Origin of the sequence: Sporomusa sp. GT1 (assembly GCF_014634905.1) — a bacterium.
GTDB lineage: Bacteria > Bacillota > Negativicutes > Sporomusales > Sporomusaceae > Sporomusa > Sporomusa sphaeroides.
On the sequence record NZ_BMBX01000014.1, the window covers coordinates 16,718 to 37,314 of the forward strand.

18 protein-coding genes are annotated in these 20,597 nt (G+C 47.7%); 9 read left to right on the forward strand and 9 right to left on the reverse strand.

The window, feature by feature from the left end:
• Nucleotides 1–185: 185 nt before the first annotated feature.
• From GT1_RS14975 to GT1_RS15005, 7 genes are all read right to left on the reverse strand, one after another.
• On the reverse strand, nucleotides 186–1,373 hold the full coding sequence (locus GT1_RS14975) for an anaerobic nitric oxide reductase flavorubredoxin (protein WP_188399416.1): 1,188 nt from the start codon (nucleotides 1,371–1,373) through the stop codon (nucleotides 186–188).
• 295 nt (nucleotides 1,374–1,668) lie between these two features.
• Nucleotides 1,669–2,139, reverse strand: a complete 471-nt coding sequence (locus GT1_RS14980; RefSeq protein WP_075752309.1) for a universal stress protein — start codon at nucleotides 2,137–2,139, stop codon at nucleotides 1,669–1,671.
• A 112-nt stretch (nucleotides 2,140–2,251) separates the two neighbouring features.
• Nucleotides 2,252–3,385 carry a sensor histidine kinase gene (locus GT1_RS14985; RefSeq protein WP_075752307.1) on the reverse strand — a complete coding sequence of 378 codons (1,134 nt, stop codon included), beginning with the start codon at nucleotides 3,383–3,385 and terminating at the stop codon, nucleotides 2,252–2,254.
• A gap of 289 nt (nucleotides 3,386–3,674) precedes the next feature.
• Nucleotides 3,675–4,745: a magnesium/cobalt transporter CorA gene (gene corA, locus GT1_RS14990; RefSeq protein WP_188399417.1), complete on the reverse strand. Its 1,071-nt coding sequence runs from the start codon at nucleotides 4,743–4,745 to the stop codon at nucleotides 3,675–3,677.
• A 189-nt stretch (nucleotides 4,746–4,934) separates the two neighbouring features.
• Entirely contained in the window at nucleotides 4,935–6,701 is a 1,767-nt protein-coding gene (locus GT1_RS14995) for a sigma-54-dependent Fis family transcriptional regulator (protein ID WP_188399418.1), read from the reverse strand.
• Nucleotides 6,702–7,057: 356 nt separating this feature from the next.
• A complete protein-coding gene (locus GT1_RS15000; RefSeq protein ID WP_075752303.1) occupies nucleotides 7,058–7,798 on the reverse strand; it encodes a beta-ketoacyl-ACP reductase in 741 nt (246 codons plus the stop codon).
• Between the two features lie 90 nt (nucleotides 7,799–7,888).
• A complete protein-coding gene (locus GT1_RS15005) occupies nucleotides 7,889–8,095 on the reverse strand; it encodes a hypothetical protein (protein WP_188399419.1) in 207 nt (68 codons plus the stop codon).
• A 213-nt stretch (nucleotides 8,096–8,308) separates the two neighbouring features.
• Here GT1_RS15005 and GT1_RS15010 point away from each other — a divergent pair, with 213 nt between their 5' ends.
• The 9 genes from GT1_RS15010 to GT1_RS15050 all read left to right on the forward strand — a co-directional run bounded on the left by GT1_RS15010 (nucleotide 8,309) and on the right by GT1_RS15050 (nucleotide 18,483).
• Nucleotides 8,309–9,709, forward strand: coding sequence for a GntP family permease (locus tag GT1_RS15010; protein WP_075752299.1), 1,401 nt, complete (start codon nucleotides 8,309–8,311; stop codon nucleotides 9,707–9,709).
• Between the two features lie 124 nt (nucleotides 9,710–9,833).
• On the forward strand, nucleotides 9,834–10,667 hold the full coding sequence (locus tag GT1_RS15015) for a methyl-accepting chemotaxis protein (RefSeq protein WP_188399420.1): 834 nt from the start codon (nucleotides 9,834–9,836) through the stop codon (nucleotides 10,665–10,667).
• A 198-nt stretch (nucleotides 10,668–10,865) separates the two neighbouring features.
• Nucleotides 10,866–12,416, forward strand: coding sequence for an acyl CoA:acetate/3-ketoacid CoA transferase (locus GT1_RS15020; protein ID WP_188399421.1), 1,551 nt, complete (start codon nucleotides 10,866–10,868; stop codon nucleotides 12,414–12,416).
• Nucleotides 12,417–12,452: 36 nt separating this feature from the next.
• Nucleotides 12,453–13,634, forward strand: coding sequence for an acetyl-CoA C-acetyltransferase (locus GT1_RS15025; protein ID WP_188399422.1), 1,182 nt, complete (start codon nucleotides 12,453–12,455; stop codon nucleotides 13,632–13,634).
• A 174-nt stretch (nucleotides 13,635–13,808) separates the two neighbouring features.
• Entirely contained in the window at nucleotides 13,809–14,948 is a 1,140-nt protein-coding gene (locus tag GT1_RS15030) for an acyl-CoA dehydrogenase (RefSeq protein ID WP_188399423.1), read from the forward strand.
• A 115-nt stretch (nucleotides 14,949–15,063) separates the two neighbouring features.
• A complete protein-coding gene (locus tag GT1_RS15035) occupies nucleotides 15,064–15,849 on the forward strand; it encodes an electron transfer flavoprotein subunit beta/FixA family protein (RefSeq protein ID WP_075752289.1) in 786 nt (261 codons plus the stop codon).
• Between the two features lie 13 nt (nucleotides 15,850–15,862).
• Complete coding sequence (locus GT1_RS15040) at nucleotides 15,863–17,062, forward strand: electron transfer flavoprotein subunit alpha (protein WP_075752287.1); 1,200 nt, start codon at nucleotides 15,863–15,865, stop codon at nucleotides 17,060–17,062.
• Between the two features lie 63 nt (nucleotides 17,063–17,125).
• Nucleotides 17,126–17,545, forward strand: a complete 420-nt coding sequence (locus tag GT1_RS15045) for a MaoC family dehydratase (RefSeq protein ID WP_075752285.1) — start codon at nucleotides 17,126–17,128, stop codon at nucleotides 17,543–17,545.
• An 80-nt stretch (nucleotides 17,546–17,625) separates the two neighbouring features.
• The gene (locus GT1_RS15050; RefSeq protein ID WP_075752283.1) at nucleotides 17,626–18,483 is read left to right on the forward strand and encodes a 3-hydroxybutyryl-CoA dehydrogenase; all 858 of its coding nucleotides are present in this window, start codon (nucleotides 17,626–17,628) and stop codon (nucleotides 18,481–18,483) included.
• Between the two features lie 136 nt (nucleotides 18,484–18,619).
• Here the strand turns inward: GT1_RS15050 and GT1_RS15055 are convergent, their stop codons facing one another.
• Together GT1_RS15055 and GT1_RS15060 are read right to left on the reverse strand one after the other, a co-directional pair.
• The gene (locus tag GT1_RS15055; RefSeq protein WP_188399424.1) at nucleotides 18,620–19,783 is read right to left on the reverse strand and encodes a type III PLP-dependent enzyme; all 1,164 of its coding nucleotides are present in this window, start codon (nucleotides 19,781–19,783) and stop codon (nucleotides 18,620–18,622) included.
• A gap of 152 nt (nucleotides 19,784–19,935) precedes the next feature.
• Nucleotides 19,936–20,577, reverse strand: coding sequence for a DUF3793 family protein (locus GT1_RS15060; RefSeq protein ID WP_188399425.1), 642 nt, complete (start codon nucleotides 20,575–20,577; stop codon nucleotides 19,936–19,938).
• Nucleotides 20,578–20,597 lie beyond the last annotated feature (20 nt).

Sequence of the window (20,597 nt, forward strand, 5' to 3'; positions counted from 1 at the left end):
TTTCTTTCTTCCTCTATTATACCCTTGCAGGTTGTAAATATTTTAGCATACACCCCTTACCCGGTACAAGCTGCCAAGACAAAGCAGCAATCAAGGCAGAAAAAATTGCCGGGTGCAAACAGGGAAAGCAAAAGCCGCCGGTCAATTGCCGGCGGCCTTGTAACACTAATTAAAGCTATATCTCATTAATACAGCTTAGCAAATTCCTTGCCGAACTGTATAGCGCCCTCGGTAGTTTGCGCATCCGGATTCCACAAGCCTTTGAAACCGTCATTTACAACCGCAAACCCAGCCGAAGCCAGCATCTCATTAATAATCTTAACCGATTCGCCGCTCCAGCCATAGGCGCCAAAAGCAGCGGCTTTCTTATTTTTGAAGGCCAAGCCTTTAATTTCTTCCATAATCCCGGCAATGGAAGACAGAACGCCTTTGTTGACAGTGGGCGACCCTACCAGAATGGCTTTGGATTTGAATACTTCGGTAATGATGTCATTCTTATCCCGGCGGGCGGTATTAAACAGCTTGATGTTTACTGACGGATCGCCGGCTTTTATGCCTGCGGCAATAGCCTCAGCCATTTTGCGGGTACCGTCCCACATGGTATCGTACAGAATAGTGATCTGATTTTCTTGATAATCTTTAGCCCATTCGGTATACTTGGTAACAATTTGCAGCGGATTATCGCGCCAAAGCACGCCATGACTTGGACAAATCATAGCCACCGGCAGATTAAAACCGACAACCTCCTGAATTTTGCGGTCAACTAAGCGGCTAAAGGGCGTAAGAATATTGGCATAGTATTTGATACACTCTTTATACAGTTCATCCTGGTCAACAAGGTCGTTAAACATATATTCAGAAGCATAATGCTGACCAAAGGCATCGTTACTGAATAAAATATTGTCGCCTGTAAGATAGCACATCATCGTGTCCGGCCAATGCAGCATCGGCGCTTCGACAAAGATAAATTCCTTGGAACCGATATTGAGCTTGTCCCCGGTTTTGACCACCTGAAAATTCCAATCCTGGTGATACTGGCCTTTTAACGACTTAACTGCATTGGCAGTACAATAAATCGGGGTATTGGGAATCAATTTCATTAACTGGGGTAATGCGCCGCTATGGTCAACCTCACCATGGTTTACAATAATGTAATCAATTTTATCCAGGTCTATTTCCTGCTGAAGATTTGCCACAAATTCCTGGGCAAAAGGCAGCCATACCGTATCAATGAGGACATTTTTTTCATCGCGAATCAAATAAGAATTATAGGTAGAACCCTTGTGCGTAGAGTATTCCTCGCCATGGAATTTTTTCAATTCCCAATCTACCTTACCAACCCAGGTTACATTATCTGTAATTTTAAAACGCATAGTTACTACCTCCCCTAATATTCTGTGATAATAATATTATACCACTTTTCTCCATAACTGCCGTGACGATAATCACAAAAACGCAATTTTCCGCTTAACCGTCATAACCCACAAATGGCTGAGATGCCTTGTTATAATTGCCCAAGATAAAATAAATATTCCCCAAACCTTCGACAAATACGCCCCCCTAGCCTGCTACAATTCCAAAACAAAGTAAAGAAAAGAAGCACTGCCTTGTTAGCTACAAAGACATGCTTCTTTTTCTTATCAGGCAGGTTATACAGACTTGCTCAAATTATTCTGCACAAGAGAAGGGAACGATGGTAACAGGGCAAGGCGCGGCATTGACCACACCATAGCTGACACTGCCAAGCACTCCGCCAACCAGAGGATTCATTCCCCGTGAACCCATGATGATCATCCGCACACCGGTAAGTGCGCATCCCGGTTCACCACTGGTATCCGGCAAGGCTTCCAGACAAATCTGCTCTTTAGCATCGCCAACTCTTAACTTTAATTCATATTCTACCTGAGCAGCTTCTAATATTTCTTTTGCCGCAGGCACGACCTCCGCAAAAAGCTGCTCCTGATATTCACGAATAGTGTTATTAGAAAAAAACATTTTGGAATGGACGGTCCGAAACGTCGGTTGAACATTTAATACTACAATTTTTTCCTGCAGCAGTTTTCCCAAACTAATCGCCAGTCGCAATGCTTCGATTGAATTCTTTGATCCATCAAACGGAACTAGAATATTTTTTTTCATGGCCATCCCCCTTATGATCGTTTCTAAAGATAATTAATTCGCCATAAATTTTTTATGTCCTCTATTTTCGTGTCCATAAAATCCAATAAAGCTTTGCTTTAAACCGTCCCGGTTAAGGGCCGAGCGGTACGGTAACAAAAACCCGGGTGCCTTTGCCAACCTCTGATTTTATGGTAAGTTCACCACGCAACAGGTTAATACGCTCCCGCATACCCATCAGACCAAAGCTTTCATTGCCCACCGATTCGACGGTATCAAAGCCCCTACCGTCATCTTCGACAACCGCCGAAACCACACTTGGCCGAAAATCAATACGAACCCAGATGTTGGAGGCTTTCGCATGTTTTTCGACATTACTAAGTGCCTCCTGGATAATCCGAAATAAACCTATCTCAATATGAGGTTCCAGTCTTTTCTCAGTGCCAAGCACCTTCACCTCGGAAAAAACAGCACTTCGCTCTTTAATGGTTTCCAACACCTTCCGGATAGTAGGAACCAGTCCCAAATCATCCAGTGTCATGGGCCTAAGGTCAAAAATTATTTTTCTCGTCTCTTTCAAGGCTATCCGCACCTGCTCGCGCAAATCCCCTAATTCATGTTTGGCTCTGGCAACATCGGACTCCATGAGACGTTCACATACCTCGGCCCGGAAGACGATATTGGCCATAGCCTGCGCCGGACCGTCATGAATTTCCCGGGATACGCGCCGCCGTTCTTCTTCCTGGGCTTTAATAATTTTGGCGCCGAAATTCTGTCTGGCCTGCAACGATTCAATCTGGGTTACAACATCACCCATCTGGCTGCCCCAATACCCCAATACGGCTCCCACCTGCGAGGCTAATTCCTCGGCTTTTTCCACCGTGCTCTTCAAGGTCTTCAGCCTAAGCTCCAGCTCATCCCGCTGGCGTCGCAGATTTTGCTCCTGCAGCCTGGCCATAGCCAGTTCAAGCTGAACATTGCTGGTATCCTCATAGGCAGCCTTGATATCGTCTTCCGTGTATTGGCGGAAATTCCGGCTGACCTCCATCAGCCGGTAGCGTGACCTGCGTTCTTTCTTTTCCAGTTCATCCACTCTAAAGATTATGTCTGCCGTTTCCTGTTTAACACGTTCGACATCCAGACGAACCTTTTCCATCTCGACCCGGGCAGCGTCATATATGTCAAATATCTGTGCCTTGCTTCTTTCTACTGCAGCGATGGTGTTTTTTACAATTTTATCAAGGGCCTTTGCGTCAATATTTATCATTCTGTCACCACTCTTGCTTTACAAATACTAGGGTCAAATTCACCATACTCAGTACAATCCCTACTGAAGCAACATACACCAAAAAAGAGGGCGAAGCTTCCCCCCTCTTTTATTTACTGTATTTGGTCACTATATATGCCTGATAACCTTGTCTGCCATGGTAAACAATCACAGGATTTCTATAATATAATTTTACATTTTTTGCAGCAGGTAAGTCAAGAGTGACTGCCGGCAGCATGATCGCCAGGCCGAAGCGCCGCCGGTACCACGATTTTACCCCCCGCCCCGCTCACAACCAGCGCTTTTTGCGGAAAAAGCAAACCATCAGCAAGCCCATTGCCAGCATAACCGATAGAATCAGGAAATAACCGTATTCCCACCGGAGTTCGGGCATATATTCAAAATTCATGCCATATACTCCGGCAATAAAGGTAAGCGGAATGAAAATGGTCGAGATAATTGTCAGCATTTTCATGACCTCACTCATTCTGTTGCTAATGGTTGATAAATAAATATCCAGCATGCCTGATAACATATCCCGGTAAATCTCAACCGTCTCAATTACCTGAATTACATGGTCATAGACATCCCGCAAATAAATAAAGGTTGCTTCCTGAATGTGGGAAGCCCGCCCCCGCTCCAGGGCGCTGACTAATTCCCGCACAGGCCATACCGCTTTGCGCATAAACAGCAGGTCATGTTTAAGCGCATGCAGTTCATGTAATAACTCAGGCCGCGGCTGAACGGCAATTTCATCTTCGAGAATTTCAATTTTTTCTCCTAAATGTTCAAGCAGCAAAAAGTAATGATCAACCACACAGTCAAGCAAAGCATAGAACAAATAATCTGCTCCCAGCCGGCAAATCTTACCCCGCTGGTTCTTAATCCGCTCATAGACGTTTGATAACACATCCTTATCGCCAGGCAGACTTTCCATGAAAGAAATTACATAATTAGGCCCTAAAATAAAACTGACCTGCTCATCCTTATAATCTGCTTCCCAGGCTGTTATTGCCAGCGATTTCACGATTACACACAAATACTCGCCATAATCGCCAAGCTTAGGGCGTTGATTGGTATGCAAAATATCCTCCAGCACCAGCGGATGAATGGCAAACTGGCGGCCAATGCCCTCGACGGCATGAGAGGTAAGACCCTGTACATGGATCCAGGTTACACCGGGCCTTTCCACCAGTTGCGCCAAATCAGCTATCGCAACATCATTTATTTCGGTAACCGCATCACTGTTATAATTCAGCACAGTAATATGCGCTTTATCGGTACGGGTATCACCAAAATACAGTAAGGTCCCTGGCGGTAAGCCAACCTTGGAAGCCAAATTTTTCGCTAGTCTCGCCATAATCCACCCCATACAAAAAAAAATACGGCTTGCGCCGAGCCTTTGGCGACGGCAAAAGTCGCTGCTGGCCCGGTTCTTTAAGAAGATTATACTTTCTATTGGTACAAAAATAAGCCAGAAAACATATTCATCTTCTCTGACTTATTCACTCTTGCTAGCTACAGCCCTGCTGGTAACTATATATATTTTTTATTTTAAGAGATTATACTTCTGCAATTTTTGATAAAACCCTGATCTATGAATGCCAAGCAGCCTTGCCGCCTTACTCTTATTCCCCTCCGCTGCAGTCAGCGCCCTCATTATTGCCTGTTTTTCGGCATCATCTTTTATGTCGGCTAACTCATGGGCCCCATCTCCATCCTCGTCTTTGGCCGTAGTTCTGTTTAGCTTCTTAAGCATAGACGGCAGATGTTCAGGCGCAATCATGGTCTCATCATCCATCAAATTAATGACCCGCTCAAGCACATTTTCCAATTCGCGGACATTTCCCGGCCAGTTATACTGCATTAATAAAGCCATGGCCTCCGGGGTTACGCCTTCCACCCAATGCTCAATCTGGTTGCGAATTTTCTTAAGCAGCATCTGACACAATAAGGGAATATCCTCAGTTCGTTCTCTAAGGGGCGGAATTTGAAGGGTAAATATATTCAAACGGTAATACAGATCCTGACGGAATTGGTTCTGCTCGATCATTGCTTCCAGATCACGGTTGGTGGCAGCAATAACACGAATATCCAATTTTATCGTCTTGGTTGCGCCCAAACGTTCCAATTCCCGTTCCTGCAGCACCCGCAGGAGTTTGACCTGCATAGCCAGCGGCATTTCACCAATTTCGTCCAGGAAGATTGTCCCGCCGTTAGCCAGTTCGAATTTGCCGGGTTTTCCGCCTTTACGCGCACCGGTAAAGGCACCTTCTTCATAGCCGAATAATTCGGCCTCCAATAGATTTTCCGGCAAAGCTGCACAATTGACCTTAATAAACGGCCCTTGCCGCCGCCGGCTCGCGTTATGTACTGCATGAGCAAACAATTCCTTGCCTGTACCGCTTTCTCCTAAGATCAGGACAGTGGATGTACCTTTAGCAGCTTTGCCGGCCACATCCCGCAGCCACTCTATCTGCTGGCTGTTGCCAATGATACTCTCAAACGTAAACTTGCCGCCATACGCCTTAAACAACTCTTCTTTATAATACTCCAGCTCAGATTCCAGTTTATGGAGCTTCCCGGCCAAAGATTTCAGCTCTCTTATATCTTTAAATACCACATTGCCGACAGCACCGATAATTTCGCCATCTTTAACAATGGGAATTCTGGTAACAATACAAGTATTATCTTTAATTTTCTGGATATCTGTAACTTCGGCTTTACCTTCCTGAGCCACAAGATGCATTCTGGTATTTTCAATAACATCAGCCACATGCTTGCCCACCACCGCTTTAGGGTCAACAGCCAGAAATTCGCTATAGGCTTTATTCAGCATGGTAATATGACCCGTCTTATCGACAACCACAATACCTTCATGCATACTTTCCATAATGGATTCCAGAGTACTCTTAAGCCTTTTTATATCTTCAAGCTGAGTCACTACTTCGTTGAATTCGGTAATATCCTGAAAAATCCCAACCGCACCGACAAGCATGCCATCTTTAATAATCGGGGTACGGTTGGTCAGCACCTCACATTTTCCAATAAATTGACGTTGATTGACCTCTGGCAGACCAGTTTCCATGACACGGATGAGACCTGTATTAGGAATTACGTCATCTACCATTTGACCAATGACATTTTTGGCTTCCAGCCCGCTAATCGTCTCGGCGGCAGTATTAAAAAATGTCACAATACCATGGTGATTAACTACGACTACCCCATTGCAGACAGAATCAAGCACAGCCTGCATCTCCGCCATATCGGTCGACAAGAATGCTTTCGGCCGACGACCCTCTTCCTGTTTTTGCATTCCGAGACCTCCTGTTTCTACAATGTGTCTATCAAGGACAATTATAGAGCGCTATCCTGTTAGTGTCTATAGCAAAGTCTCCTCAGCAAGGATTTTGTCAGAAACTAAAGCAGACTTAGCTTCAGGTGTGGTTTTAATCCCAGCTGAAGGTTAGTCGCCCAACTTCCAGGGACTTGGCCGCTCGCCTGTGCCCGCAGGGCATAACTCCCGCTTGCAGAAGCCGGGAGCCTTAGAGCAGGTTAGCCTCAGGATAAATTATGCAAAAGTGATAACGAAGAATGCAGACATTCCTCGTTATCACCTGTTGGGGACAATAGCGGTTGATCACGTGCTACAGCTATCTCACAGTACTGCTGTTATAGGGTACAAGCTCCGTCGACACTCAGTACTGTTCCATTGATAAATTTGGCATCATCTGAGGCTAAAAAGGCAAAAGCGGCGGCAATTTCCTCCGGTTCACCCAAGCGTCCGGCAGGCACCTTTACTAATATTTTGTCCTGCAGCACCTGCTCCGGAATCTTCTTGACCATGTCGGTGCCAATAAATCCTGGTGCCACACAATTAAAACGCAGGCCGTTTTTCGCCATTTCTTTTGCCCACGATTTAGTCATGCCAATAACGCCCCATTTGGTGGCCGCATAGTTCGTTTGGCCCAGGTTACCATATATACCTACAACCGAAGAAGCAGTAAGCACCACTCCCGCTTGCCGCTCAAGCATATATGGCAGTACTGCCGAAGTGCAATTGAACACACCTGTCAAATTTACATCTATTACAGCATCCCATACTTCTTTGGTCATCTTTTTCATCATTGCGTCTTTAGTAATGCCCGCATTGTTAATCAGTATGTCTATTTTACCAAATGCCTCTATGGTTTTGGCTGTCATAGTCCTGACACTTTCCGGATCAGTAACATTAACCTGAACATAGATGGCTTGCGCACCCTTTTCAGTCACTTCTTTAACCGTAGCTGTGCCGTCGGCAAAATCGGCGACAACAACATTTGCACCCTCTTCGGCAAACCGCAGTGCGGTCGCTTTGCCAATCCCGCTGGCAGCTCCGGTAATAATTACAACTTTGTCTTCTAAACCTCTCATTAGAAATACCTCCTTCTAAAAATAGACCCTCCAGGACACAATAGTGTTCGAGCTTCCAGCTACATTGTATTGCATAAAACATGCCAACACTCAGAAGCAGGAAAGCAGAACGAAACCAATCGGCCTGAGCAGCTGTATCAATTCCTCCCACAGCCCAATCTTTTGGTTGAAAATAATTATAGTGGGAATAACTATACTCATGCTTGACAAGTCACTGCCGGCAAACGACGACGGCACAAAACTGCGCACTGCCTGTCTTACTTCATATACACATTGTCTATTATTATAAACACCCACTCCTCCCTCCAAATAGACACGAACTCCCCCTTACCCTGCTAATTTATACAGAAAATACTTACTTTACTCTTAATTTCAACATTTCTTCCTATTGGCACAATACTTGCTTATAAAATAATCGAACACATATCACCAGGAGAGGAGGCTCGCTCGCAGCTTCAACAGCATGAGCATAGAGACAACACATTCTAAATTTTTTAGGAGGTTAATTAAATGGAAGTAATAGGCATTCTCCTCAGTTTATTTCTCCTTATGTTCTTTGCATACCGTGGGTTTTCCGTAATCTTGTTTGCACCGGTTTTTGCATTACTGGCAGCTTCACTGTCAGGCCTGGCCCTTATGCCGGCCTATACTGAACTATTTATGGCCAAAGCAGTTACCTACATTAAATCGTTTTTCCCGGTCTTCTTACTTGGGGCCGTTTTTGGGAAACTGATGGAAGACACCGGTTTAGCCAAAGGCATTGCCCACGCTATTATTAAAAGTCTGGGTAAAGAACGCGCCATTCTTTCCATTGTTTTGGCAGGCTGCGTGCTTACCTATGGCGGTGTAAGCCTGTTTGTTGTCGTATTTGCTATCTATCCTTTTGCATCAGCCTTATTTAAGGAAGCCGATATCCCCAAAAGATTGCTGCCTGCCACAATAGCCCTCGGTGCCTTTACTGCAACTATGGACAGTATTCCCGGCACACCCCAAATCCAGAATCTTATTCCTACCAACTTTTTCGGCACCAATATTTATGCCGCTCCCATTCTTGGTCTTATCGGCGGTGTAGCCATCTTAGGGTTTGGTATTGCCTGGCTGGAGTATCGCCGTAAAAAAGCCGCTGCCGCAGGTGAAGGCTACGGCAATCATACCCTGAATGAACCGGAAATTAAAGAAGATACCAAGCTTCCTTCCTGGCAGCTGGCTGTTCTGCCACTGTTAACCGTACTTGTAGTTAACTTTATTATGACCAATATGTTCACCTGGAATCCAGCCATGCTTGAGCCTTTTAAAGCTATGAATCTGCCAATGACTGCTCCTGCTGTTAAAAATGTTATCAGCATCTGGTCTCTAATTATCGCCCTGGTTTCCGGTATTGGCTTGACCATTGTCTTAGGCTACAGAAACCTCGGTTCAAGCAGCATGCTGGCAAAATCGCTCAACGCCGGTGCCATCGGCTCGCTCCTGGCCATCATGAATACAGCTTCTGAAGTAGGCTATGGCAATGTTATTGCCTCGCTCTCAGGCTTCAAATCCATCTCCAGTGCATTGATGAGCATTAAAGTGGGCGGTTCGCCGCTGGTATCGGAAGCCGTGACAGTAAATGTCCTCGCCGGCGTTACCGGCTCTGCCTCTGGTGGTATGTCTATCGCTTTAGACTTAATGGCCAAAGACTGGCTGGCATGGGCAAATTCCATCGGTATGTCACCGGAAATACTGCACCGGGTTGCCTCTATGGCTTCAGGCGGTATGGATACTCTGCCCCATAACGGTGCTGTAATTACCCTGCTTGCCGTATGCGGTCTGACTCATAAGGATTCTTACGGTGATATCTTTGTCCTGACCTGTCTCAAAACCCTGATGGTGTTTGTTGTCATTATGCTGCACTCCATGACCGGACTGCTGTAAGTTTTCCTGCGTTAAACTAAAAACCTGTGTTGTTTCGCAACACAGGTTTTTAATTGACCAGGGCATGTCCCCCTGTTTGCACCACAGCCAACCGGCATCAGAAACAACGAGAGAGGAACCGCTTATGGAAGTTTCAATTATTGAGCAATTTATTAAGCTAACTCCGTATTTGGCGGATTTAGCCACAGGTGATATCGGCATAAGTCTGACCAGCAAAGACAGGTATCTGTTTTATCAGCCTGGTAAAACATTGGATTTGCAAGTGGAAGTCGGCTCAGAGCTAAAGCCGGGCAGTGCGGTGTACCGTGCGGTACATGAACGCCGGCGTGTCATGATCAAGGGTGATAAAGCGTTATTCGGCCAGCCCTATATTGCGATTGCTGTCCCGCTGTTCAATGATAAGCATGAAGTGATTGGCGCCGCCTGCTTCCAGGAAACAGTAGTCCGGCAGGAATCGTTAAAAGAAATGGCAGCCCAGCTAGCAACAGCCATCAGCGTTCTTGCCACAACAACCCAGAATATTTCAGCCCAAACGCAGGAACTGTCAGCCGTAAGCCAGACACTGACAAAAGTCTCACTGGAGTCTGCCGCCAGAACAAACGAAAGCGACCAGGTATTGCGCTTAATCCACAACATCGCGGCACAAACAAATTTACTTGGCTTAAATGCGGCGATCGAGGCTGCACGGGTGGGAGAGCAGGGACGGGGCTTCGGAGTTGTGGCTGAGGAAATTCGCAAACTGGCTGCCGGCAGTGCTGATTCTATCAAGAAAATTGATACCATCATAAAAACCATTCAGACAGACAGTCATAATTCCAACTCACAAATTGAACAGATGCACCAGGTATTATTACAGGTAGCTGAAGCTACCACCAGCATCGCCAGCACAGCGCAGCAGCTCAGCAGCATGGCACAGCAACTAGATAACATCGCAGACAGCCTGTTCCTGGACAAATAGCGACCATCCGGACGTAATAGACTGACGTACAGAAAACTAGACATGTGTTTATGCTTGTAAACACATAACTCTGTCGCCGATCTTCCCTTTACCCCGGAAAAGGCATGCCAGTATAAGCTTTATTTAGCTTTAAAGATAAATGGCACGGTTTTTGCATTAATCATAATTGACATACTTTTTAAGAAGGAGAGTGGCATAATGGCCAAAGTAATTAGCGCCCAAGCAGCCGCAAAATTGGTAAAGGACGGAGTTACCGTAGCTACTACCGGTTTTGTCGGCAATGCTCACGCAGAAGCATTGACCGGCGCTCTGGAAGAACGCTTCGTCGAAGAAGGTGCCCCGAAAGCTCTGACACTGATTTACTGCGCCGGACAAGGCGACGGCAAAGACCGTGGATTGAATCACTTCGGCAGGGAAGGTATGGTGAAACGGGCTGTCGGCGGACACTGGAACCTTGCACCCAAACTGGGTAAGCTTGCTGTCGAAAATAAAATAGAAGCCTATAACCTGCCACAAGGCACTCTGACCCATTGGTTCCGCAGCATAGCAGGGCGCAAGCCTGGCGTAATAACCAAGGTGGGCCTAAATACCTTTGTCGACCCCAGGGTTGAAGGCGGCAAGATCAATGATGTTACCACCGAAGACATAGTGGAAGTCATTGAACTTGGCGGCGAAGAATGGCTTTGGTATAAGCCCTTCCCGGTTGATGTTGCCTTAATCCGGGGTACAAGTGCCGATGAACGCGGCAATATTTCCCTTGAGCGCGAAGCCGGCGTTTCGGAGGCATTGGCTGTTGCCCAGGCAACCAAAAGCTCCGGCGGTATTGTTATCGCCCAGGTAGAACGACTTGTAGCCAACGGCAGCATTCCTCCCATGCAGGTAAAAATACCGGGAATCAGTGTTGACTATATTGTTGTCACCGATAACCTCTCGCAGCATATGCAAACCTTTGCCGAGCAGTATAATCCCGCCTATTCCGGCGAAATCCGCGTGCCGCTGTCAGCCATTGCGCCCCTGCCGCTGAATGAACGCAAGATCATTTCCCGCCGTGCCGCTATGGAGCTAATTCCTGATGCCAAGGTAAACCTCGGTATCGGCATCCCTGAAGGAGTAGCCGTAGTGGCTAATGAGGAAGGTATCGGCGATACCCTGACACTAACGGTAGAAGCAGGTCCGGTAGGCGGCGTTCCGGCCGGCGGGCTGAGCTTTGGCGCCGCCATCAATGCCGAAGCCATTATAAGCCAGCCTGAGCAGTTTGACTTCTACGACGGCGGCGGCCTGGACCTTGCATTTTTAGGGCTGGCCGAAACCGACAAGCACGGCAATATCAATGTCAGCAAATTCAAAGGCCGCGTGGCCGGCTGCGGTGGCTTCATTAATATTACCCAAAATGCCAAACGTGTTTTCTTCTGTGGCACCTTTACCGCCGGCGGCCTGAAAATCGAGGTGGCTGACGGCAAACTTGTCATCCGCAATGAAGGCAGCGCCAAAAAATTCCTGGAGCAGGTTGAGCAGATTACCTTCAGCGGCCATTATGCCCAGAAAGTAAAGCAACCGGTCATGTTCATCACCGAACGGGCTGTATTTGAACTGACCGCCGCTGGAATGATGCTTACCGAAATTGCCCCCGGCGTAGATTTAGAAAAAGACATTCTTGCCCACATGGACTTCAAGCCCATTATCTCTCCTGAATTAAAGACTATGGATGAGCGCATCTTCCGCGCCGAACCCATGGGCCTAAGCAAGTAGTAATTCATACAAACAAAGCATAAGGATGGTGCAATTATGAAAGAAGTAGTTATCGTCAGTGCAGTGCGTACTGCCATAGGTAATTTCAACGGTTCGCTGGCCTCAGTTGCCGCAACAGACCTCGGGGCCCTAACCATTAAAGCGGCTGTCGAAAAAGCCGGTATCAATAAAGAAACCATTGACGAAGTCATTTTTGGCAATGTACTGCAGGCAGGCCTGGGACAAAATCCAGCCCGGCAGGCAGCCATAAAAGCCGGCCTTCCTTATGAAACCCCGTCCTACACCATCAACAAAGTCTGCGGCTCCGGGCTAAAAACCGTGAACCTGGCAGCCCAGGCCATTATGACCGATGATGCCGATATTGTTGTGGCCGGCGGTATGGAAAATATGACCCAGGCTCCTTATCTCTTAGACAACAAGGCCCGCTGGGGACTTAGAATGGGAAATGGCAAACTCACCGATGTTATGATTCATGACGGCCTCTGGTGCGCTTTTAATGATTACCATATGGGAATCACTGCCGAAAATGTTGCCGCCAAATTTAACATTACCCGTGAAGACCAGGACCAGTTAGCCTTTGAATCCCAGGCAAAGGCTTTGAAAGCCATCGAAGCAGGCGCTTTTAAAGAAGAAATTTTCCCGGTTGTCATCAAGAGCAAAAAAGGTGATACCACCTTTGATACCGACGAATATCCCAAAGCCGGCACAACCGCGCAGTCGTTATGCGGCTTAAAACCTGCTTTTAAAAAAGACGGCACGATTACTGCAGGCAATGCTTCAGGCATTAATGACGGCGCTGCCGCGCTTGTCATGATGTCTGCTGACAAGGCTAAAGAGCTTGGCCTCAAGCCGCTGGCCCGCATCCGTTCCTTTGCTTCAGGCGGTGTTGATCCTGCCATCATGGGTATGGGCCCGGTACCGGCAGCACGCAAAGCACTGCAAAAAGCCGGCCTGACGATTGCCGACATTGATTTAATTGAAGCCAATGAGGCGTTTGCCGCCCAGTTCCTGGCAGTCGGCAAAGAGCTCGGCTTTGACAAAGAAAAAGTCAATGTCAACGGCGGCGCAATTGCCCTCGGACATCCGATCGGTGCCAGCGGCGCCCGCATCCTGGTTACCTTATTGCATTCCATGCAAGCCAGAAAAGCCAATCTGGGTCTGGCCACCCTGTGCATTGGCGGCGGTCAGGGCGTTGCTACCATTGTAGAACGCCTGTAATAAAGAAAACACGGCTTGCGCCGAGCCTTTGGCGACAGCAAAAGCCGATGTTGCCTTGCCCTAACAGAAAGCTATACTTTCTGTTAGAATTAAAATAGGTTAGCTGCCACCTCCCATTCCACCAGAACGGGAGGTGGTATATTACATATTCTTTAAAAATAAGGAGGTCTAATTATGTTATTTGAACTTACCGAAGACCAGAAAATGACACAAAAACTTGTGCGTGAATTTGCCGAGAAGCAGGTAGCGCCCAGTGTTGCCGAACGGGATGAGCACAGTGAATTTTCCCGCGAGCTGTTTGACGCCATGGGTGAAATGGGTCTCACGGGAATTTGCTTTCCGGAGCAATACGGCGGCGCTGACGGCGATGTATTGAGTTACATCCTGGCGGTAGAAGAACTGTCCAAAGTAGATGACGGCATTGGCATCACCTTATCGGCAACCGTTTCCCTGTGCGCCTGGCCGATTTTTGCCTTTGGCACCGAGGAGCAAAAACAAAAGTACCTTACTCCGCTGCTCGAAGGTTCAAAAATGGGAGCCTTTGGCTTGACTGAACCCAACGCCGGTACTGACGCGGCTTCCCAGCAGACAGTTGCCGTCCTGGAAGGCGACCATTATGTCATTAATGGCAGCAAAATATTTATCACCAATGCCGGTGAAGCCGAAACCTATGTTATCTTTGCCATGACAGACAAAAGCAAAGGGGTAAAAGGCATCTCTGCCTTCATTATCGAAAAAGACATGCCTGGTTTTACCTTTGGTAAAAAAGAGCACAAAATGGGCATCAATACTTCCATTACCATGGAACTGGTATTCCAGGAGCTTAAAGTGCCTAAAGAAAACCTGTTAGGTAAAGAAGGCGACGGCTTCAAAATTGCGATGGCCACCCTTGACGGCGGCCGTATCGGGGTAGCAGCCCAAGCTCTTGGTATTGCACAAGCGGCTCTTGACCATGCAGTGAAATATTCCAAAGAACGGGTGCAGTTCGGCAAGCCAATTGCCAGCAATCAGGCCATTGCCTTTATGCTGGCCGACATGGCTACCAAAGTGGATGCAGCCCGTCTGTTGGTATACCGTGCCGCCTATTTGAAAGATAAGGGCCTGCCGTATTCCAAAGAAGCTGCCATGGCCAAACTCTATGCCTCCGATGCCGCAATGGCCGTTACCACCGATGCCGTGCAAATTTTCGGCGGCTATGGCTACAGCCGCGAATATCCTGTTGAGCGCCTCATGCGCAATGCCAAGATTACCCAAATATACGAAGGAACAAACCAGGTACAACGCATGGTTATCTCCGGAGCCCTTTTACGCTAAAGATACCTTGAGCGGTATAAATAAGACACGGCTTGTGCCAACATAACGGGCAGCACAAGCCGCTGCCCTTATATACCTGGAATAGCATGTTCATAAAACAGGAGGCAATTTAGTTATGGAAATAGTAGTTTGTGTCAAGCAGGTGCCTGACACTACCGAAGTAAAAATCGACCCTGTGACCAATACCCTGATCCGTCAAGGAGTTCCCAGCATTGTCAATCCTTTTGACAAAAACGCCGTAGAAGCAGCCTTACAGCTTAAAGATACACATGGCGGCAAGGTAACTGTCATTTCCATGGGGCCGCCCCAGGCCAAGGACGCGCTGAAAGAATGTCTGGCCATGGGAGCTGATGAAGCCATTCTCTTAAGCGACCGGGCTTTCGGCGGTGCCGATACCCTGGCTACCAGCCACACCCTGGCTGCCGGCATTAAAAAGCTGGGCAAGGTGGACATTATTCTCTGCGGCAAACAGGCCATCGACGGAGATACCGCGCAGGTTGGCCCGGAAATTGCCGAACACCTTGATATCCCGCAGGTAACCTATGTCTCTAAAATCGAGGCCGAGGGCGGCAAGCTCAAAGTAGAGCGGGAACAGGAAGAAGGTTATGAAATCATTGAGGTCTCTACCCCGGTTATGCTGACTGTGGTAAAATCTATAAACATTCCCCGGAACCCGACAGTCAAAGGCACCATGAAAGCCAACCGCAAAGAGATTCCTGTCTGGACGGTAAACGAGGTTACAGTCGAAGCCGAAAAAATCGGTCTCAAAGGCTCACCTACACAAGTGCGCCGGATCTTTACCCCCACGCAGCGTACCCAGGGTGAGATTATTCAGGCAGACACAGCCCGCGAAGCGGCTGCACTGCTGCTACAAAAATTATCTGATGCCAAGATTGTCTAGGGGGTAGTAAATAATGGCTGTAAAAGTAATTGCTGAACAATGCATCGGCTGCAGTGCCTGTGTGGGTACCTGCCCGTTCGGTGCAATCATAATGGAAAACGACAAGGCGGTAATCACCGAAGCTTGTACTGCCTGCGGCGCCTGCGTGGACGTATGTCCGGTGGGAGCCATTGTACGGGAAGTTGAAGAAAAGACGGTTGCCATTGATAAAAGTAAGTACAAAGGGGTTTGGGTATATATCGAGCAAGTCGACGGACGTATCCGTAACGTAAGTCACGAGCTCTTAGGCGAAGGCCGCAAGCTGGCTAACGCCATGAACCAGGAATTAGCGGCTGTATTGATCGGCCAGGACGTAGCCGGCTTAACCAAAGAAGTCATTGCCAGCGGCGCTGATAAAGTCTATTTGGTGGAAGCACCTGAGCTTAAACATTATTCTACCGATGGCTACACCATCACCCTGACTGATTTAATTAATACCTATCGTCCTTCTGTAATTCTCATGGGTGCAACCAATGACGGCCGTGATCTTGGCCCCCGGGTTGCCTGCCGCGTCGGTACCGGGCTTACGGCAGACTGCACCAATTTGGACATTGACGAAGCCACAGGCTTGGTTGCCTGGACGCGCCCGGCATTTGGCGGTAATATCATGGCCACCATTCTGTGCCCTGACCACCGCCCGCAAATGGGCACTGTCCGCCCCAAAGTCTTTAAACGTCCGGAACAAGACTTTGCCCGCTCCGGAGAAATTATTAAGGTGGCCAGCAAGGTAAAACCGGAAGACATTCGCACCAAGCTGCTTGACGTAGTGCCAGTGGGTACCGCGTGCTGTAATCTGGAAGAAGCTGAATTCATTGTTTCGGGCGGCCGCGGCATGTGCAAACCCGAAAACTTCTCGCTCATCGAAGAACTGGCCAGTGCCCTGGGCGGCGCAGTGGGTGCTTCCCGGGCGGCTGTTGACGCCGGCTGGATACCGGCGCTAAACCAGGTTGGCCAGACAGGCAAAACCGTTGGTCCGAAAGTCTATATTGCCTGCGGCATTTCCGGCGCAATCCAGCATTTAGCAGGTATGTCCTCCTCCGATATCGTAATTGCTATCAACAAAGACCCTGACGCTCCCATCTTCAAAATGGCCGACTATGGTATTGTCGGTGATGTCCTGGAGGTAATTCCGGCACTGATTGCGGAAATTAAAAAGAGCAGAGGCGCGAACTAATAGCGGTCAAAAGTAAACCTTCACCGGAAACAAGTCTTATTTTAACAAAAAGGAGTGTTTTTTATGGTGCAAGACGTAAAATTTGCCGACATCCAGGTCGGTGACAAGGCCAGTATGGCCAAGACAGTCTCTGAGTATGACGTATATACCTTTGCCGGTCTCAGCGGCGACTTTAACCCTGTACACATCAACGCTGAATTTGCTAAAAACACAATGTTCAAAGGACGTATCGCTCACGGCATGTTATCGGCCGGCTTTATCTCGGCCCTGCTTGGCACAACCCTGCCTGGCGCCAATACCATTTACCTTGCCCAGGAACTGGCCTTCAAAGCCCCGGTAAAAATTGGTGATACCGTTACCGCCACAGTAGAGGTTATTGAAAAAATCGAAGCCAAGAACCGGTTAATCTTCAAAACCACAGTCATCAATCAGGAAGGCACTTTAGTTATCGACGGCAAAGCCACCGTAATGAAAAAAGGCTAATTAGCCGGGAATAGGCGTTGTGCATCGACAACGCCTATTCTTATAAGCAGTTAGCAAGAAAAATGGGAGGGTTATATCTCATGGAAATTAATAAAGTATTAATTATCGGTGCCGGTCAAATGGGCAGCGGCATTGCGCAAGTTATGGCCCAGGGCGGTCTTACTGTTATTTTGCAGGATATCAAACCGGAGTTTGTGCAAAAAGGCCTGCAAAGCATTGAAAAAAACCTCACAAAGGCTGTTGAAAAAGGCAAACTTGACGCTGACAGCAAAACAGCCATTATGAGTAGAATTTCCGGTGCAACCCAGCTTGACGCCACAACCTGCCAAGTGGATTTGGTGGTCGAAGCTGCCGTGGAAAATATGAATATCAAGCGGGAGATTTTTCAGACACTGGATACCCTGTGCCCTGCCCATACCATCCTGGCCTCCAACACCTCTTCCCTCCCGCTTACCGAAGTAGCTGCCACCACCAAACGGGCCGACCGGGTAATCGGTATGCACTTTTTTAATCCGGCACCTGTTATGAAGCTGGTAGAGGTAATCCGCGGCCTGGCAACAAGCCAGGAAACCTTTAAGCGTATTGAGGCGCTGAGCGTCAGACTGGGTAAAACGCCGGTCAATGTCGCTGATTTCCCTGGTTTTGTCGGCAACCGGATTATGATTCCGATGATCAATGAAGCCATTTATACCCTGATGGAAGGCGTGGCCAGTGCGGAGGATATTGACACAGTGGCCAAATTAGGCTTCAATCACCCCATGGGGCCGCTGGCGCTGTCTGATCTGATTGGTAATGACACCGTACTATATATCATGCAAGTCTTGTATGACGGCTATGGCGATCCCAAATATCGCCCTTGCCCACTGCTGAAGAAGATGGTTCAAGCCGGGTATCTTGGCCGTAAAAGCGGCAAAGGGTTCTTTGACTATACAAAATAATAACAGAAAAATACCGGACAAGCCCTGCTCTGTCCGGTATTTTGGCGCAACGATTGTGATATGGTAAGACAAAAAGAGGCTATGGACACCTTTGCCAAGGTAATCCACAGCCTCTTTGTTTTAGTGCAAACACTACTTACACGGCAGCCGCCAGTTCAAGCTTGGCTTTAATCTCTTCATAGACTTCTTCCCACACAACAATTTGCGTTTTGGCAAAGCCGTTAAAGACGGTCGCCGATGCCGAAGTATACGCGCCGCAGTTAGGCACCAGAATTAAGTCGCCAATTTCCAGCGGCACAGTGGGTTTGTCCCTAAACATAATGTCCAGGGAATCGCAGCTTGGCCCGGCAAAGGTTGCCGGAATTTTTTTGCCGGTCTTAAAGGTTTCAAGCTCAAAATCCCAGTGGTCAAAAATAACGCCGGAAAAGGTGCCGTACAAACCGTCATCCAGAAAATACCACTGTTGGTTGTTGCGTTCCTTGGTGCCGATAACCTGCGTAATAAGATTAACCGCAGTACCGCAAATATAGCGGCCAGGTTCGGACCAAATTTCAGTGTCAGGAAAATACTGTCTGACAACTTTATAAATTTCCGCAGCCATGACGGCAACATCCGGTTCCTCGGTCAAGGTCGGGATAGGAAAACCGCCGCCAATATCAAGAATTCTAAGGTTCATACCCCGCTCGGCAGCAGCGCTAAACAGCTCCCGGCAAGATTTGAGCGCCTCAAGGTATGCCGCATTATCTGTTGACTGGCTGCCAACATGAAAGCATAAACCGGCAACATCCAGTCCGGCAGCCTGGGCCTTGGTCAAAAGCGCCAGCGCTTCATCAGCATGGGCGCCAAACTTTTTGTTAAGGTCAACAAGCGCATGCGGATTGTCCACCCGTATCCGCAGCAGCACCGTAGCTCCCGGTTCGGCGGCCGCCATCTTGCCAATTTCACTTTCACAATCAAAGGTAAATTTATTCACCCCGACAGCATGCGCTACCTTCAGGCCGCTTGCCGTTTTCATAGGATTGGCATACACCATACGCGCCGAATCAATGCCCATACGATTGAGCATTTGCATTTCGCCGTCGGAGGCGACATCAAAATAACCGCCAAGCTCATGAATCTTCCGGACAATACGCTCATCCGGATTGGCTTTGACAGCGTAATATATTTTAACACCCGGCATATTCTCTGCCAACAGATTGTAATTAAGTTCAATTTGTTCTAGGGACAGCACCAAAAGCGGTGTGCTGTAGGTATCGGCCAGCGCCTTCACAGCATTCTGGGATAACCTAAAATATTTCACTTATCATCGCTCCTTCATGACCAAAAATTTTTGAAAATTACTATATGATTGTAACATAACTGACCCAAAGTGCAAGTACATTTTCTAAAAAAAATAAAACCCGCATACCTCTATAGGATATGCGGAAAATTACATAGTAAGCCTGGGATTTATTATGCAGTTTTGCGCCATTTTTCCAGCAGGATATTGCGTGGACTTACACCACTGTTTAATAGCCTGGCAGCATAGGTTTTACCCTTGTTTATCTTTTCCATAACCGCGAGTGACGACCTGGGGTCGCCATAGATGCACCACATGCCCCGGCAGCTCAAACATTCCTGTCCTTTACCCATAAAACCCAGTACATCCTTGAGCGGTATACCCAGCAGGAGTCCGATCTCATGCGGACACCCGCCCTGATACCGTTGCTTTAAGCATTCTATGTTTTCATATAGGGGACAATCGGCTTTGTAGCCAAACTCCTCCAGAAACTGGCAATGTTCAGTTTGTTTTAAACACCCTTCCAAACTTTCCGGGTGATAAAACAATACCGTAAGGCTGTTGCCCTTCTCCCTGACAATCGTCCAGTCGATAGTAGCCTCACGCAGGAAGGCGGCGCCAAATTTACGCCAAAAGGTTTGCCGGGAAAATCTGCGGCAGTCGGCAAAGGTAAGCAGTGTCGCCGGTTTTTCCCCTAAAATAGTGGGTGCTAATTCAATAATCAACCATCGGAAAAAGTCAGCAGGAGTATTTTTGTTGTCTAGCTTTATAAAAGTCTTACCTGTTTTCATCCACATCATCGCTGCCCCTTCCATGTATCGTTTTCCCCTATAGT